Source organism: Hymenobacter profundi, from assembly GCF_019334315.1.
GTDB lineage: Bacteria > Bacteroidota > Bacteroidia > Cytophagales > Hymenobacteraceae > Hymenobacter > Hymenobacter profundi.
The window spans coordinates 1-16,970 of record NZ_JAHWGL010000106.1; the positions used below are offsets into that span (position 1 = coordinate 1).

General features: G+C 58.1%; 12 protein-coding genes and 1 pseudogene. 3 read left to right on the top strand and 10 right to left on the bottom strand.

Annotated features, from left to right (window positions below; translation table 11 throughout):
* Positions 1–62: 62 nt before the first annotated feature.
* The 4 genes and pseudogenes from KYK14_RS18485 to KYK14_RS18500 form a co-directional block, all read right to left on the bottom strand.
* On the bottom strand, positions 63–908 hold the full coding sequence (locus KYK14_RS18485) for a DUF4249 domain-containing protein (protein WP_219160894.1): 846 nt from the start codon (positions 906–908) through the stop codon (positions 63–65).
* A 4-nt stretch (positions 909–912) separates the two neighbouring features.
* Complete coding sequence (locus KYK14_RS18490) at positions 913–3,204, bottom strand: TonB-dependent receptor (RefSeq protein ID WP_246601931.1); 2,292 nt, start codon at positions 3,202–3,204, stop codon at positions 913–915.
* A gap of 160 nt (positions 3,205–3,364) precedes the next feature.
* Positions 3,365–3,691, bottom strand: a pseudogene (gene trxA / locus KYK14_RS18495) (thioredoxin); the annotation flags it as partial.
* Between the two features lie 56 nt (positions 3,692–3,747).
* A complete protein-coding gene (locus KYK14_RS18500; RefSeq protein ID WP_185282795.1) occupies positions 3,748–4,194 on the bottom strand; it encodes a hypothetical protein in 447 nt (148 codons plus the stop codon).
* A gap of 249 nt (positions 4,195–4,443) precedes the next feature.
* On the opposite strand from KYK14_RS18500, the gene KYK14_RS18505 reads away from it, so the two are divergent.
* Together KYK14_RS18505 and KYK14_RS18510 are read left to right on the top strand one after the other, a co-directional pair.
* Positions 4,444–4,761, top strand: a complete 318-nt coding sequence (locus KYK14_RS18505; RefSeq protein ID WP_185282796.1) for an HNH endonuclease — start codon at positions 4,444–4,446, stop codon at positions 4,759–4,761.
* A gap of 105 nt (positions 4,762–4,866) precedes the next feature.
* Positions 4,867–5,931 carry a DUF6687 family protein gene (locus KYK14_RS18510; protein ID WP_219160896.1) on the top strand — a complete coding sequence of 355 codons (1,065 nt, stop codon included), beginning with the start codon at positions 4,867–4,869 and terminating at the stop codon, positions 5,929–5,931.
* Positions 5,932–5,951: 20 nt separating this feature from the next.
* Here KYK14_RS18510 and KYK14_RS18515 read toward each other — a convergent pair whose 3' ends face one another.
* The 6 genes from KYK14_RS18515 to KYK14_RS18540 form a co-directional block, all read right to left on the bottom strand.
* Complete coding sequence (locus KYK14_RS18515) at positions 5,952–9,392, bottom strand: AAA family ATPase (RefSeq protein WP_219160898.1); 3,441 nt, start codon at positions 9,390–9,392, stop codon at positions 5,952–5,954.
* Between the two features lie 618 nt (positions 9,393–10,010).
* Positions 10,011–10,841, bottom strand: coding sequence for an ion transporter (locus KYK14_RS18520; protein WP_219160900.1), 831 nt, complete (start codon positions 10,839–10,841; stop codon positions 10,011–10,013).
* A 273-nt stretch (positions 10,842–11,114) separates the two neighbouring features.
* Complete coding sequence (locus KYK14_RS18525) at positions 11,115–12,044, bottom strand: NmrA family NAD(P)-binding protein (protein WP_219160902.1); 930 nt, start codon at positions 12,042–12,044, stop codon at positions 11,115–11,117.
* 167 nt (positions 12,045–12,211) lie between these two features.
* Positions 12,212–13,429 carry an exonuclease SbcCD subunit D C-terminal domain-containing protein gene (locus KYK14_RS18530; RefSeq protein WP_219160904.1) on the bottom strand — a complete coding sequence of 406 codons (1,218 nt, stop codon included), beginning with the start codon at positions 13,427–13,429 and terminating at the stop codon, positions 12,212–12,214.
* Between the two features lie 123 nt (positions 13,430–13,552).
* The gene (locus KYK14_RS18535; RefSeq protein ID WP_219160905.1) at positions 13,553–14,911 is read right to left on the bottom strand and encodes an MBL fold metallo-hydrolase; all 1,359 of its coding nucleotides are present in this window, start codon (positions 14,909–14,911) and stop codon (positions 13,553–13,555) included.
* Between the two features lie 403 nt (positions 14,912–15,314).
* Positions 15,315–15,776: a DUF4890 domain-containing protein gene (locus tag KYK14_RS18540; RefSeq protein WP_219160907.1), complete on the bottom strand. Its 462-nt coding sequence runs from the start codon at positions 15,774–15,776 to the stop codon at positions 15,315–15,317.
* A gap of 215 nt (positions 15,777–15,991) precedes the next feature.
* Between KYK14_RS18540 and KYK14_RS18545 the strand changes: the two genes are divergently transcribed.
* Positions 15,992–16,970: amino acid permease (locus KYK14_RS18545; protein ID WP_219160909.1), on the top strand; the 979-nt coding region annotated here is incomplete at its 3' end.

Genomic DNA, 16,970 nt, shown 5'->3' on the forward strand with positions numbered 1-16,970 from the left:
ATAAGGTCCTTCGCAAGCTCAGGATGACAGGCTTTTTTCATTCACCACCTCACCATTCAAACCTACTCCCGCAGAATAACATTCTGCCGCTGCACGCTCAGTACCGTGAATACCCCAATGCCGCCCGTCACGGTTGATTTTACGCCGGAGGGCTGCGCGAAGGGGTTGTTGTTGGCACTGCGCGCATCCTGCACCGATTGCAGAAAGTTGTAGTAGGGCGTGTCGAGGTGGAAGAGGCTGACGATGAGCGTGTCGTTGGGGCGGAACTCGTAGGACGTGCCCAGCGTGATACTCTGGCCATCGGTGAGGCGGTCTTGCACGGTGTACTCCACTTCCGGTTCGCGGAGGAGGGAGCGGCGATGCACCATGAAACGGTAGGCGTCGCCTAGGCCGGTGGGGTCCTGGAAGGTGTTAAGGACGTAGGCCTTGCGCTGGTCGCCGGTTTCGTTGTTGAAGCGCCATTCTACCTTCTGAATCGGTACGGTGGCGGGCACGGTGGCCGTGCCGGTGAGGCGCCTACCTTGCTTGTCGTATACCTCCAGCCCAAAGATGTCGCCAGGGCGGGCATTCAGTCGCCGCCGACCAATGTGTGTGTAACCTTTGCGCGTCGTGCGGTCGATGGTCGGCGCGTACATAAGCGTGTCGCGGGTGCCATTGGGACGGATGATGATGGCCGTGGCATCGTCTACCAAGGGTATCACTGCCTCAGCTAGGTAGGGCTGCGTTTCGGTAATAGTCAGGCGCGGCACTACGTTCGGCTCCAGGTACGCCTCCACCACCAACTGCGACGGCCCAAAGGGCAATTCCACGTCAATGTCTTGTTGCAGGCTGCCGCAGCCGGCCAGTAGGGTAGGAGAGAAGAGGCTCAGCAACAGCCAGGCAGCAGGTCGGCGGCGGAAACAGCGCATCAGGTTAGAATTTGAAGTTGTACGTAACCGACGGAATAGTCGGAAACAGCGACACCTGCCGGGCTCTGTATCCCGTGGTGAGGTTGGTCTGCGGATCTTCTATCCGGTCGAAGTAGATGAAGTACGGATTGCGCCGGTTGTAGGCATTGTAAATGCTCAACGTCAGGTCCGACTCGCCGTGGCGGGGGCGCAGCTTATACACCAGGCCCAGATCGAGGCGGTTATAGGGCGCCAAACGGTAGGTGTTACGCTCGGGGTAAAGTGGTACCGCCACCGGGTTGCCGCCGCTGCCCAGCGCATCTTGGTAGATGAAACGCCCCTGCGGCAGTGTAGTAGCGGCTCCCGAGGTGAATACAAATGAGCCCGTGAGGTTGATGCGCGGCGAAAGCTGGTGCAGCACCACCACCGTCAGGTTATGGCGCCGGTCGTAGGTAGGGTAGTAAATAGCACCGTTGTTGATGCCTGTGGTGCCGCGCTGGGGCGGAAAGCGCCGCTTAGTCCAGGCCAGGGTGTAACCAATCCAGCCGGTGGTTTTGCCTTCTTTTTTCTCCAGGTAAATTTCGTCGCCGTAAGCCCAGCCCTTGCCAAACAGAAACTCCTGGTCCAGATCGGCATTGGCAAACAGCTGGGCGCCGTCCCGAAAATCAATCTGGTTTTCGGCCCACTTATAGTATACCTCGTTTGTCAGCAAATACTTGCCGCCGCCCAGCAGCCAGCTCACGCCCGTGGCTACCTGTTGCGAGCGTTGCGGCTTCACTGATAGGCGCGAAGGGTACCAGATGTCGGTGGGTAGGGACGCGCCCGAGTTTGTTACCAAGTGAACGTACTGGTACATCAGCGCGTAGTTGGCCTTCAGGCTGAGGGTAGGGGAAAGGGAATAGCGCGCCGCCACGCGGGGCTCGATGCCACCATAGGTATCGGAGCCGCTGTGAAAGCCCGACAGGCGCAGGCCATAATCAAGCTGCCACTTGTCGTTGACAGTAAAGTTGTCGGACGCGTACAGGCCGCCTTCCTGGCCAGTGTAGCTTACATCGGAGCCGAAGTTGACCAGGTTGCTCACGCTTTCGGCCTGCAAACGGCCTACCCCGAAGTCGTGCGAAGTGATAGTAGCCCCGGCTTTCAGAATATGCCGATTGTCGGCGGTGTGGTATTCCAAATCGGAGCGCAGGCTCAGGTCGCGGATAGTAGAGGCCAGGCCGAAGCTGAACTCGTCCAGCGCATTGCCGATGTTGTAGCGGTAGCGCGTGAAGGAAGCCGTGGTATTCAGGTACAGGCGCGGCGTAAAGGTGTGCTGCCAGCGCAGCGCGCCCAGCGTATTGCCCCACTCGAAGTTGATATTAAAGCCACCGTCGCTCTTAAAGCCAAACACATCCTTACCGTAATAGCCAGTCAGGAACACCTGGTCTTTGCGGCCCAGCTGGTAGTTGGCTTTCAAGTTGAGGTCCTGAAAGTAGTAGTCGGGAATGGGGCTGTAATCTACTGTGCCTTCGTTCACCCGGTTGATGGCCCGCGTGAACACATCAAAATACGTGCGGCGCCCGGAAACCAGAAAGGAGCCCTTGCCCTTGTTCAGCGGCCCTTCCACGGCCAAGCGCGATGAAATCAGGCCGATGCCGCCGCTCACGCCTACCTTTTCATGGCTGCCCTCGCGCAGACGCACATCAATAATAGAGGAAAGCCGCCCGCCATATTGCGCCGGAAAGCCACCTTTGTATAGGTCCACGCTCTGCACGGCATCGGGGTTGAACACCGAAAACAGTCCGAACAAGTGCGCCGGATTGTACACCACTGCGTCATCTACCAGCACCAGGTTCTGGTCGGAGGAGCCGCCGCGCACGAACAGGCCCGAGGTGCCCTCGCCGCCGTTCTGCACGCCGGGTTTGAGTTGTAGGGTTTTCAACAAGTCCACTTCCCCAAACAGCGCGGGCAAGAGCTTGGCCTCGCGGGTAGTGAGGCGCTCCACGCTCATTTGCGTGGTCTGAAGTTTTTGTTCTAGCGTGCCCGTACCGCGCACAATCACCTCGCCCAGCTCATTGGCTGCGGTGGGCAGCTCAACCAACAGGCGCTGGTCGCGGCGCAGCGTGATGGTGCGCGTAACGGGCTGATAGCCAAGAAAGGAAACGACTACCTCGTGCGTGCCCGGGGGTAGGGGCAAGGAGTAGACCCCCTGGGCATCGGTGGCGGTGCCGGTGGCCGAAGCAGGTACCGCCACCGACGCGCCGGGTAAAATTTCGTGCGTGTCGGCGGCGCGCACCACGCCACTGAGGGTATACTGCGTTTGCGCTAGCGCAAACAACGGTAGTAGTAGACTGACTACTAGAAGGGTACAGCGTGCAAACAACAGACGAAGGGTTTCGGGGCGAATGGTAGAAAAGTGCGGGCAAATGCCGCCTACTCCAACGCCCAACCTCGTCGGATAGTTTGTCGGTTAGGAATTGCGCACCAACAAAGCTACTTCAACGATTGACAAAGCCCTGCAACGCCTGATTGAGCTGTGGCGCGGGCACCACGCCCGCCTGCCGCCACACAGGCTGCCCATTCTGAAACAGAATAAGGGTAGGAATGCTCTGTACTCGAAATTGTTGGGCCACCGCCTGGTTGCGGTCCACGTCAATCTTGATGATGCGCAGCTTGCCCTGGTGCTGCTGGGCTACCTGTTGCAGAATAGGCGCCATGGTCTTGCACGGGCCGCACCAATCGGCGTAAAAATCGACCAGCACCGGCATGCCAGGGCTGTTAATCAACTCGGAAAAAGACTTCTTCGGCATGAGAAAAACGGTTGCGAATTTGGAGAGGAAAACGAACTACTCCGCATACGCAGGCGCCGACAAAAAGGCTTCTACTTCCGCTTCTCAACAACCGTTACGTCGTTGCCGGCTTTTTCAAACTCGAAGAAACCCCCTACTACCTTTTTGCCGCTCACCTGGCACTCCCACACGTAGCGGCCGGGCGCGGCCGTGCCTGCCTCGTTGCGGTCCGACTTGAAATAGTCGGCCTCGGAAGGCTCCGAGGGGAAGATAACGTCTACGCCTTTTTGCCCCGCTGGTATCTGCTTTTCCAGCATATAGCTTTTGCCGGTCGATTGGTTGGTTACCACAAACTTAGCGGTGTACGCCCCCAACTGACCAAACTTATCCACCACACCCAACTTCACGTACGAGTCCGTCGATACCAGCCAGGTTTGCGCGTGAGAGGCAGTGGAGCTTAACAGAAGCAGGGTCAGCGCGAAACCGGCTGCTCGTAGCAGTGTGGTCAAACCAGATAAAGAGGAAGTAGAAGTGGGCATACGCAAAAGATGAAATGTGAGGAGTAAAAAGCTAGATTTTGGGGTTATTCTACTGGCCGAACTGCTTGCCTAGTGTCTTGTGGAGGCAATTGCAATGAGTTGAAAATTTTGGATTAACATATTTCAAAAGAATCAGCCAAATATAAAATATGTTGGAAAAACAGACTGTTGATATTTATGAATTTTACAATAAATATGAATTATTATACAGCGACCATAAAAAATACTACCCAAGCAGCTAAGTAGGATATGGCACGCCGTCGGAAAGAGGTATTTGCTAAATCTGTGCCGGAAGAGCCGCAGTGTGCGCTGTGCTTGCGGCGGGTAAGGCAGGTAACGCGCCACCACTTGGTGCCGCGGGAGGAAGGTGGTAAGTATGGGCCTGTGGCTGACTTATGCCAACCGTGTCACAGCACGGTGCACCTTTTGCTACCCAACAAAACCCTGGCCCGGCAGTACGGGACCATCGAGGCTCTACGGGAAGCAGAGGAGTTGCAGAAGTATCTGGGTTGGATTCGGAACAACCGCGTAGAACGGATTTCCAACCGACGTGGTAAGTATAAATAAAGTAATTTTAGTTGTAAGGTTTTAAATAGGACTATGTATGGTTGAGGGTTCGCTCGATATTCTTGCCGCCGGGCAGGAAGCAGGCAGGCTGCTACCTTTACCATCATGACTTCTGCCCGCTACTTCGTTCCATTTGCCCAGCTACGCCAGCAGCCTACCATCCTGGTAGATAGCACCGGCTTGGGCTCCGCCCTCACGCTGGCGCACTGGCGCGGAGCCGCTACCCCTACACCGTTGCGCGACGATACCAGCGCCGGCTCGGTGCTACGTGCCTTGCACCAGCCCGCCACCCCCGGTCTGGAAGCCCATGCCGTGTCGGCCAACCACTTCGACGTAGACGGATTTGTGGGCGTGTGGAGCCTGCTGCACCCCGAACTAGCGCTGCGCCACGAGCACCTATTGCGCCTGGTGGCTACCCTCGGCGACTTCCGCGAAATTAATTGGCACGACCCGCAGGCCAACCATGCCCTGCAACTGGTTTGCTGGCTGAATGCCGAGGAAAAGGCACGATTCTACGAGCCGTTTGGGGCGCCCGCTCGGCGGCGGCGCGAGGATGAGGCTTCGGCCGAAAAGTTTGCGTGGTTCCTGCCGCGCTTTGCCGCGGTGCTGGAAAACCCAGTGTCCGAACGCGCCGTGTGGCTGCCGGAATACGAACGGGTGCAGCAAGCCGCAGCCATCATGCAAAGCCCCGCTACCCGCCTCACGCCCTACCCCGAAATTGGGCTGATGGTGGTGCGCACGCCGGAGCCGCTACCTTACTACGCGCTATTCGGCCCCACGGCAGGTTTCGATATGGTGCTGAGCCTCTATGATAATCAGCGGTACGAATTCGAGTACAAATACACCACGTGGATTGACCTGGAATCGCGCCCCACGCTACCCCGGCTGCCGCTCGATGCGCTGGCTAATCGTCTGAATGCGCTGGAACAAACCACCCGCCGCTGGACTCACGACGGCATCACCGATACCGGCCCGCTGCTGCGCCTCTCTGGCAAAGGCCTCACCAAGGCCCAGCGCTACGCCGATCCCGACCAGCGGCCTCTGTACCAATCGTCTATCGCATTGGAAGAAATAGAGCGTGAAGTTGTGTCGTTTTTTCAGCAGGGTTACGCCACCATAGAGCCGCGCCGCTACTGGACGTGGGCAGAGATACGGGCGGCCGGGCAGTAGCGCCGCGCTGGAAATCGGCGCTACTGCTCTTCCCCAAACCCAATAACTCGCAACGTACTCACGCCGCCAGCGCCCTTGCGTACGTTAATTTGCGTGCTCACACGTTCCTTCAGCGCCTCCACGTGGGAGATGATGCCGATGGTTTTGCCGGTGCCCTGCAAGGTTTCGAGAGCCGATAGGGCCACGTCGAGCGTGTCGGGGTCGAGTGTGCCAAAGCCTTCGTCGATGAAGAGCGTGTCGATTTGCGTTTTGCGGCCGGCTAGTTCCGAGAGGCCCAGGGCCAGCGCCAGACTCACCAGAAAGCTTTCCCCGCCTGATAGGGAGTTCATGGAGCGCACGTTGTCGGCCTGATAGTGGTCGGTGATGAGTAGGTCGAGGTGCTCCTGCGGGTTGCGGCTGATGCGGTAGCGGTCCGAGAAGCGGTGCAGGTGGCGGTTGGCCAAGTCTACCAAGCGGGCTAGGGTCAGGCCTTGGGCAAATTCGCTGAACTTCTTGCCATCAGCCGAGCCGATGAGGTCCGTGAGCTGACGCCAGCGGCGGGCCTGTTGCTGCTGCTGCTCAATCTCTACCACCAACGAAGCGTGCTTGGCTACCCCGGCGCGGTGGTCGGCGAGGCGCTGTTGGCGCTGGCCAAGCTGCTGGTTGAGAGTAGCAAGTTGCTGGGTGTTGTCAGTTAGTTGCTGCGTAATGACCTCCGGCAGCTCCGGCGTGAGGGCGCGGGCTTCCTCTTGTTGAAGCTGCTCGGCAGTTTCGCGTAGCGTCTGCTCGGCTAGGATGGCGTCTTGCTCGTGGCGGCGGAGCTGGCTTTGCAGGTTGTCTACCTCCGCATCGGGTAGGAGCAGGGTAGGCAGAATGGCGGGGTCAGGCGCGAGGCTAGCCGCGCCTAGCGCCGCCGACAGGGTAGCGTAGCGCTCAGCTTGTAACTGCTGTTGTTGCGTAGCATCTTGTTCGCGCTGGCGCAGCTTATCGGTGGCGATGGTGAGCGTGGTGGTGTGCTGTTGTAGTTGCTGCTCCGCCTGCTGGCGGCGCTGGTCGGCGGTGCGCACGGCCGTTTCCAACTGGCGGCGGGCGTCGGCTACGCTGGTGGTATTGGGTAGCAGCTCGTGGCGCTGCTGTTGGCGCTGTACAATTGCCTGGTGCTGCTGCGCCAGGGCCTCGCGGCGCTGATCCAGTTCCAATTGCAGCCGTTTGCGCTCTTTCTCAGCGGTAGCGGCGCGTTCGTTTTCCAAGTCCAGCTTGCGTTCCAGCTGCTCGGCTTCCAACTGCTTGCGACGGAAATCGGCACCGGCAGCTTCCAGATTTCGCACCAACGCTGCGCCGTTTTCACCCGAAAACTCCAGCCCAAACGACCGGATCAGGCTGGTGATGTTCTCCTTCATCAAAGGCTCCTGTTCGCGCGCATCCTGCAAGCGCGTGGTCAGGCGTTCCAACTCTGTCCGAAGCTGCTGTTGCTGCTGTTGGGCGTTGTGTTGGTCCGCCTGGGCTTTGGCCTGAATGAGTTGGGCCTGCTGCTGCAACTGTTCCGTCTCACTCAACTCCTTAGCTAAGGCGCGCACGGTGGCCGGTATAGTCGTTTCTTCCTCTTCCGACAACCACCGCACCACTACCGTTTCGGGCTCACTTAAAGGAGCGCCGTTTTCCAGCAATCCGCTGATGCCCACTAGCCGGTTGATGCGCCCTTTCAAGGCTACTGTTTGCTTCTCCAATGCTTGCTCCCGTTCCCGGTCGCGCTGCACGGAGTCTTTGCTCACGCCTAGCACGCCGGTGGCATAGGGGTGCTCCACGGCCCCACAGAGTGGGCAGGCTTCGCCGGCTACCAAATGCTGGCGGGCTTCTTCGTGGGTCAGAATGAGCTGATGCGCGTGCATGAGGCGGCGCAAATCCTGCAAACTATCATCCAGCGCGGCGGCTTCGCGGTGCAAGCGGGCTACGTGGTGCGTTAGCTGGTGGCGCCAATCGGTGCGGGCGGTAGCGGCGGTGGCGTGCCGCTGGGCCAGGGTAGTGAGTTGGGTGTTGGTTTCGGCAAGTAACTGGGTGCTGTTGGTCTCGGTGCTGGTGGCGGCCGTCAGTTGGCGCTGGCGCTCCCGAATCAACTCACTCAGCCCTGTAAGCTCAGTACGGTTGTGCTGCCAATCCTGGAGGTAGCCACTCAAAGGCGCCAGGGCTTCCGATGCGCTGCTGAGGACGGTGTGACGCGTAAGCCACTCGCGCAATGTGCGGGCCTGCTGCTCCTGCTGATGCACCTGCGCGGCGGCCAGGGTAGCCGTGTTTTTCTGCTCTTTCCACTGAAGGTTGAAGCCTTGGTATTCCTGCTTGCCCTTCTCTAGTTGATGTTGCTGGTCGGCTAGCTGATGGTCAAGCAATTCGGCGGCGCGCAGCTTCGGCTCCTGTTCCGCCTGAGTGGCAGCGGCCTGCGTATGGGCCTCGCGGGCGGTGTGCAGCGTGGCTTCGGCGGTGGCACGGCGCTCTTGCAGTTGCGGTAGTTGCTCTTGTAGCTGGCCTACCTCGGTGCGTAGCTGGCCTAGCTGCTGCTCGGCTTGGCGGAGCAAGGCATAATCGGTGGCGAAAGGTGCGGCCTGCTGATGCAGCGCCAAACGCTGCCGCAATGGGGCCAGCGTTTCGGCTTGGGCAGCCAACTGCTGCTGGCGTTGCTGGGTGGTGTGCTGACGCTGACGTAAGTCGAGCAGCCTTTGGTGCCACTGCCGCGCCTCGCGCAGCTGTTCCTGGGTAGTAGTAGCGGTTTCGAGCTGAGTGGTTAGTTCCTGCGCTTCGGCTTCCAGCGCTCCTACCTCTTCTGCCGACAACAGCGTTACGCCCGCCAGACCCGCCCGCAATTGCTCTACCCGTTGGGCTTCTTCCTTGGCCCGTTGGAACGCCGCCACCGAAATATCGGAGTACTTGCGCGTGTCGGTAATCTTCTCCAACAGCTGGGCCCGCTCGCCGGGGCTCGATTTCAGAAACCGGGTGAAGTCGCCTTGGGCCAGCAGCACCGAGCGCAGAAACTGCCGGTACTCCAGCCCGCTCAGCTCGGCCACGCGCACCGGCACCCGCGACTTGTAGCTTTCCAGAATCGGCCATTTATCGGGCGCCTCGGGGGTAGGCGTTTCGGGTTGCTCGCTCAGCTCCATTTTGGGGTCCTGGAGGTTGCCACCGGGCTTGCGGCGGGCGCGGTACTGCCCCCACTTCGAGCGGTAGGTTTTGCCGTTCACCTGAAATTCCACCTCGGCCCAGCTCTCGCCCGTGCCGTGGCTCATCACCTGCTCGGGGCCGCTACCCTCGTGGCGTGGCACCTGGCCGTAGAGGGCCAGCGTAATGGCATCGAGGATGGTGGTTTTGCCGGCGCCGGTAGGGCCCGTGATGGCAAACAGCCCCGCATCGGCCAGAGGGGCGTGGCTGAAATCAACAAAATGCTCCCCGCGCAGGGAGTTGAGATTGAAAAAGCGGACGCGGAGAATTTTCATGCGGAGTAAATACCAGGGCGGACCACGAAGTTACTGCGCTAAAAGAAACTGCATGGTGAGACAAGGCGCAGAGTCACCTTTTGATACTTGAGAAGTAGGCTTGCGTAAGTGATATGCGCAGCGAATTGTAGTTATTTAGTGCATGCATACTTCGTTATCGCCCCTACTTATCCCAGTATTCATAGCCGTGTTTATTGGCTTTTGGTGCTTGGTTTGTAAGCTTATCTCCTTTTTTGGCTGGCACCAACTGTCTACACAATTCGAGGTTGCGCCGGAAGAGATGATAGAGTCGCAGTTTCGACTGCACCATGCGAAACTAGGCTTAGCCAGGTACAACGGCGTAATCAAAGCAGCCGCATCGGCGTCTGGCTTGTCCCTGTCGGTCGTATTTCTTTTTCGTATAGGCCACCCTCCATTGCTCATTCCCTGGTCGTGTATTGGGTCGCTTGAGGAGCAAACGTTTCTTTGGTCCACTACCTACACAACGCGTATTCTAGCAGGCAGTACTAGTATCAAGTTCAAATTCAGCGGCGAAGAATTTAAAAAGGTAATACAGCCCTGGTTGGCAGCAGGCTAAGCCCAGTGTTGTACTAGATGCAGTGTAGAATATAGCAGCCTCTACAGCTTCTCCCCGCAATTCCAGCAAAACTCGGCGTCGTCGCGGTGGTCGCCAGCTTGGCATATATGGCAAGTCGCCTGTTTGAAGGTAGGCGCATCGGAGGTAGGGCGAGCCATTTGAGCCGATACAATACCGGTGGGAACAGCAATAATGGCGTAGCCCAGAATCATCAGGATAGAGGCCATGGTTTGGCCCAGTATGGTACCCGGCGAAATGTCACCGTAGCCAACGGTGGTCAGCGTTACGATGGCCCAGTAGATGCTTTTGGGAATGCTGGTAAAGCCGTTCTGGCCGCCTTCCACTACATACATGAAAGTGCCAATCACAATAACCAGCGTGAGAACCGCCGTCAGGAAAACAAGAATTTTGAAACGGCTGGCTTTAAGCGCGTTCAAAATAAATTCGCCTTCTCCCACAAAGCGGCCCAGCTTAAAAACGCGAAAGACGCGCAGCAGCCGCAGTGTTCGAATGACTACCAGATAGTGGCTGCCTAGCATCACCAGAGAAGCCAGCGTAGGCAAAACAGCCAGCAAATCGATAATGCCCAGCAAGCTCAGCGCATAAGCTAGTGGCCGGCGTACCACCACCAGCCGGATGATGTACTCTAGCAGAAACAACCCCGTGAAAGCCCATTCCACTGCCCGCAACAAAGACCCGTATTGCGCCGCAATCTGACTCACGCTTTCCAGCATCACTGTAAGCACGCTCAGCACAATGGCCACAAGCAGCACTGCATCAAACGCCTGGCCGGCCGGCGTGTCCGATTCGAAGATGATGCGGTAGGCGCGCTGCTTCCAGTGGGGGGTGTTTTCGTGAGGTGGTATATCCATTAGCGAGGAGCAGGATGGTAGGTAGTTGCCCTCTACCTACGCAAACGGGCCTTTGCAGGTATACCAGCAAGCGCCTGTGCCAGGGCGTTGTGAATTTACTACCTACTACTAGTGAAGTGATTAATATAAAATTATACTGATCGGATATCCCTTATTCACACCCGCTTATAGCTGAGCTTGCAAGCAGATAGCACCAAGCAAAAAGAGCGTTATTTCGACCAATGGAAGAAATAACGCTCTTTGGTTTAATATCCAGACAGTCAACAGTAACGCCTACCCCCTTTTTGGCAGTACATCCTGCACCTTCGTCCAATGCAGGTCGGGGTATCGGTCGTTATCCAGTGTGGGTAGGCTGACTTGACCCGAGAGCATGTTGTGCATGTACTGCATGCCCTGCCACGGTGGGAATACCTCGTTCTCGGCTGGCATAAGCGTTTTCGTCACCTTGATCATCGTTTCTAAGACGCCCAGGCCGCCTACCCGTAGCAGCTTAAAGGGCTGACCCATTACCTCGCTGGCAATGACTTGCAGGTCGCGCACGGTGGTGATGTCGCCGGCGATGCGCAAGTAGCGGGGCGTAGTGGGGTCGAGAGCGGCGGCAGCGGTGTAGGCAGCTGTATCGACCATGGTGGTAGACTCCAGTGGCTGGTCGGCGCTACCCCAGTACACAATGCGGCGTATGGCTGGCTGAATGAGCGGCGCCTGCCCGGTGAATAGGTCCATGAACATGCCGTTGAAGATAGACGTGGCCTGAATAGGTGCCTGATCAAGCCGCTGCTGAAACTCCCGGCGCAGGTCGAAGTTGCGGTTCGATCCTTCGGGCAAGCGGGTGAAATCGGCGGAATAGTCGGAGGGGATGAAGCGCGGTACGCCGGCCGCCACAGCGGCATTGAGCAGGCGCGTTTGGGCATCCACAATCACCTGCCGCAACCCCGACAACGCCGACACCACACAATCGGCCCCTTGGCAGGCCTGCGTGAGGTCGGCCACGCTGCTGTAGTCAGTCTCTACCACCTCAGCACCCTGCAAGCGCAACGACTCTGCCTCGGCCGACGCACTGCTGCTGGGGCGCACCAGGGCCCGTACTGTGGCGCCTCGCTGGCGAAGGTGGTAGGCAATCAGTAAACCAAGCGAACCGGTAGAGCCGGCTAATACGATGGTAGTGGGTAGGGTAGTAGAGCCAGCTTTAGAGTCGGTAGCCATAAGTGGGAGTAGTAGGTGAGTAGTTAGATTGCACTGTATGGACGTGCCAACTACAGAAGGTAGTACCATCTACCTTTCCCGAAGGTTGTGGAGAAGCAAGAAAGACACGATTTCATTCAAGCCTGAGCAGGATAGACAATACGGCCAGCAGTAGAATAGGCCGCGTGCTACATTCCTTCCAACAACTCATCAAATGTGCGCAGCAACTCCGGCCGGTCTTCCTCCGGCTCTGCTTCCAGGCGCTGCACAAACACTTCGCGCTCCGTGAAATCGTGTAGGCTGCGGGTGAGGGGTTCCTCTTCCTGACCCAAGAGGCGCGGGGCCGCCACGCGAAAATGGCGTCGGTTCAGCACTTGTAGCTGCCCTCGGTCCAGGGCTTCTATCACCTTCAGTAGTTGCTCGGCTACCTCCAACTGGCTCAGCTCGGAGCGAATCTCCACGTCGGCCCAGGCGGGTAGGGGGTAGTCGGTGTTGTCGTAGGTGGTGAGTTGGGTGAGGACTTCGTCGAGGTTCCCGTGGAAGCGCACCAGCCGGCGCACACCCGGTACGGGTAGGGAGTTGATGGTGAGACCATCTGGGGTGAAGTTCAGCAATACGACTTCCTTAGGGTAGTCGATTTCGGAAAACGACAGCGCAATGGGCGCACCCGAATACCGGATGTGCTCCCGTCCGCCCACGCGCTGTGGGCGGTGCAAGTGCCCTAGGGCTACGTAGTCAAAGACGGTAGGGAAATGCTCGGCCGTTACCTGCCCTAGATTGCCCACGTGAATGGTACGTTCCGAATCGGAAGGGGAGCCGCCGGCAGCGTAGAGGTGGCCCGTAGCCAGCACGGGTAGGCCAGCAGCTTTCAACTGCCACACAGTTTCCAACTCGGCCAAGCGGGCGTAGTGGTCGGCAATACCTTGCTTGATGCGGGCCTCGCGCTCCTCGGCGCTTTCGCCCGGCACCGATAGGCGCACATCCCGGTCGCGCAGGAAAGGAACGGCGCATATCACCAGGCCAGGGCGGCCCTGCGCATTGTCAATCACCAGCACCTGGTCGTCAAAACAATCAGGCACGCAGCCAATTACGTGCACGCGCAAGTGGCGCAGCAGGCGGGCGGGGGCATTCAGGGTAGCCGGCGAGTCGTGGTTGCCGCCCACCAGCACCACATCGCGGCAGCCGGTGTCGCGCATTTGCAGCAGGAAGGAGTAATACAGCTCCAGCGCCTGGTTGGAAGGGGAACCCGTATCAAATACGTCGCCGGCCATCACCAGCACTTCTATCTGCTGCTCACGCACGGTCTGCACCAGCCACTCCAGAAAGTGGCGGTGCTCCTCCGTGCGCTCGTGGCCACCCACGAAACGCTGACCCAAATGCCAGTCGGCGGTATGCAGAACCTTCATATAGGGGCGTGTTGCAGGCGCCCGTCGTTATTACGAGACAGGCGCAGGAAATCTAGAGGGTAAGGAATGCTAGATGAAGTGTAGGGTTCAACATCTAGCAGCAGTAGCGGGTGTCAGACGCTCTTACTGAAACTCCTGTACAGCTTCGCCCAAATCATACACAGCCGTACCGGGAAGTAGCGGCACCAAAATGCTGGCGCCCGCCGCCGAGCGGTAGCCACCGGCGCAATGCACCAGCACTGGCTTGTCGCGCGGGATTTCGCCGGCTCGCTCGCGCAACTCGGGTAGGGGAATCAGCAGTGCCTCCGGAAACAGGGCCTGTTGAGCTTCGGAGCGGTTGCGAATGTCTACTATCGTAAACTCCTCGGGATGTTGTCGCACATCCTCCACATCCACTTGCAAGCTCACAGCCGGCAGAATGGGCGGGGTAAGCAGTGCACCCTTGATGTTTGTTTCATAGCCAATTTTGGCCGTTTTACGGATAACGGTGTCCAGGGCAATGCGTGTGTCGGCAATGAGGTAGAACGGCTCATCGGGGCCTACCACCGAGCCCAGCCAGGTTTCAAACTTGCCCCCATCCTGTAAGTTGATGGCTGAGGATAAGTGGCCCGCCTTGAACTGCTCTGCTGGTCGCGTATCAATAATGAGCACGCCGGGCTCCAGAGGCTCATCGGCTTGCAGACGCGGCACACACCGCACGCTGTTTTCGAAAGAAGAAGCGCCCTGCTTGTTCAGGAGCACATCGTACCCAAAATACTTGGGCACAAAGGGTTGATCTTCTAGCAACACCCGCACAAACTCCGGTTCCGTCATGGGCTGAAGGGCGTAGTTGGAGCGCGCCTCCTTGCCAATGGTGCTGTCCAGCTCGGTGCTAGTGGTTTTGCCGCACAACGAGCCAGGTCCGTGGGCGGGGTATACCTTGGTAGCGGGGGGTAGGGTCAGGAGTTTGTCGTGGAGGCTGTGGTAGAGCTGCACGGCCAGGTGTTCGCGCTGATGGCCGCCCACGGCCTCACTTTCGCGTAGATCGGGGCGGCCCACGTCGCCCACAAACAAGGTGTCGCCGGTGAATACGGCACGGGTCTGGCCCAAATCATCGATGAGTAGCACCGAAATACTGTCGGGGGAGTGGCCGGGGGTGCTGAGGGCGTGCAACTCCACGGTGCCCAGCGTCAGCCGGTCGCCATCGTCGAAATTCTGGTGAGGATAGGCGGCTCTCGTGAGCTTGCTACAGTAAATGGTAGCGCCTGTTTCCTCGGCTATTTCCAGGTGGGAGCTAACAAAATCGGCGTGGGGATGGGTTTCGATGACGGCCTCGATGGTAGCATCGTGCTCGTCGGCGAAATCATAGTAGGGTTGTGGGTCGCGGCTAGGGTCGATGAGCGCCACGTAACGGCCGCACCGGATGGCGTAGCTGGCATGGGCCAGTCCTTTATCATAAAACTGCTGAATCTGAACAGACTGACTACTAGGCAGGGGACTCATGGGGGAAGCATATAGTGAATGCGGCGCCGCGCGGCAAGCTGGGCCGGACGCGGCATCGGCCGGGCCAGGCCCGCCGACGCATATTCTCAAATATAAGCAAACGCAACGTGCGCCGGGAGGTTAGGGAAAGGAAGGGTTAAAAAATTGAGGCGTAATGTATTGGTAATCAACCGGATAAAAAATAAGGCGGTTATGCAATGCCGTGTAGCTCTGTAATAGAGGGTAGGGCATTTGCCACAGACAACGCCATGCTCAGCTGTCGAGCCGTGCGTCCGTCAGAAAAGCGGCATTTGCCACGGCTGGCCGGTAGCAAAATACTTGGTGAAACCACTGCGGAAACCACGCAAAACGGCCCGCTTGTTTGCACAAGCGGGCCGTTAAAATAGAAACTAAGAGGCTACGACTAGCCGTTCGTGCTGGCCTTCATCTTGCCTTTTTTGCCTTTGCGGTCCTGCAATTTGTCTTGCATCTTGTTCATGCGCTCATCGCGCATTTGGGTGTACTTGGTGTACTGGTCGCTGGTCAGGATGCCTTTCAGCTGCTCCTCGTACTTGTCGCGGGAGGCTTTCATGTTCTGCATCATGGCCTGACGGTCGGCGCTGGCCTGGGTGCGCATGGTTTGCCGCTCCTGCTGTTGGGCCAAGGCCAGGGATTTCACTTTCGTAGTCTGGTCGGCCGAGAGGCTGAGCTGCTTGGTGAGGCGCTGGGCCTGCTGGTCGGCACGCTGCTCGGGCGTCATGTTGCGCATACCCTGGCCGCGCATGGGGCGCTGCATTTGTCCCGTTTCATTTTGGGTAGTGGTCTGAGCCGAAGCGGCGCCCATGGTAAAGACAAAAGCAGCAAACAGAATGAGTGATTTTTTCATGGTCGAAAGCAACTATTACGTTGTTTTTGGGTGATTACTGGCCGTTGGACAGCGCCCCAAAAGCAAGGTTTAACGAGGTCGAAGAAATGTTTTAGCGCGTTGTCGCTACACTCGCATTAACCAGATAAAAGCTATATTCGGGCCATCTGAACTGATTTCGCGGCTTTGTAAGCGCACCTTTTACACTTTTCATTCTCTTTTCTCCCTTCTCTTCTATGGCAGATATTTTCGCCAAAAAGTCCCTCGATAAGCTGATGCACGAAGCCGACGAGGGCGAGGGCGGCGGCCTCAAGCGGACCCTAACGGCTACCAACCTCACCATGCTGGGCATCGGGGCCATCATCGGCGCCGGCATTTTCGTGCTGACGGGAACGGCGGCTGCCAACGCAGCTGGTCCGGCCATTGTCATCTCCTTTATTATTGCGGGCCTGGGCTGCCTGTTTGCGGGCTTGTGCTACGCCGAATTTGCCTCCATGATTCCAATTGCCGGTTCGGCCTACACCTACGGCTATGCCACGCTGGGTGAGTTCGTTGCCTGGATCATTGGCTGGGACCTGATTCTGGAATACCTCTTCGGCGCGGCTACGGTGGCCGTGGGCTGGAGCGGTAACCTAGTGAGTATTCTGGAAAAAGCCGGTGTGCACGTGCCCGCTGCCATTTCGCAGGCTCCTATCGCCTACGACGGCGCGCATTTCAGCACTACGGGTGCTGTTATCAACCTGCCAGCGGTACTCCTTATAGGTGCCATGACAATGCTGCTGGTCGTTGGTATTCAGGAGTCGGCTCGCTTCAACAACATCATCGTGTTTGTGAAGGTGGCCATTGTGTTGTTGGTAATTGCCTTCGGCTTCAAATATGTGAATGCGGCCAACTGGAGCCCATTTATTCCGCCCGTAGAGAATCTGCCCGGTGGCGGCTCGCGCTACGGTTGGGAAGGTATTGTGCGCGGCGCAGCTGTCGTATTCTTCTCTTACATTGGATTTGACGCGGTGAGTACGGCCGCTCAGGAGGCTAAAAACCCGCAGCGTGACATGCCCATTGGCATGCTGCTCTCGCTGGGTATTTGCACGCTGCTCTACGTATTAATGTCGCTGGTACTCACAGGTCTTACCTCGTGCAAAAACCTGAACGTGCCTGATCCGGTGCTGGTAGCGCTGCAAGCTGCGGGTCCTTCGCTGGGCTGGCTGTACTACT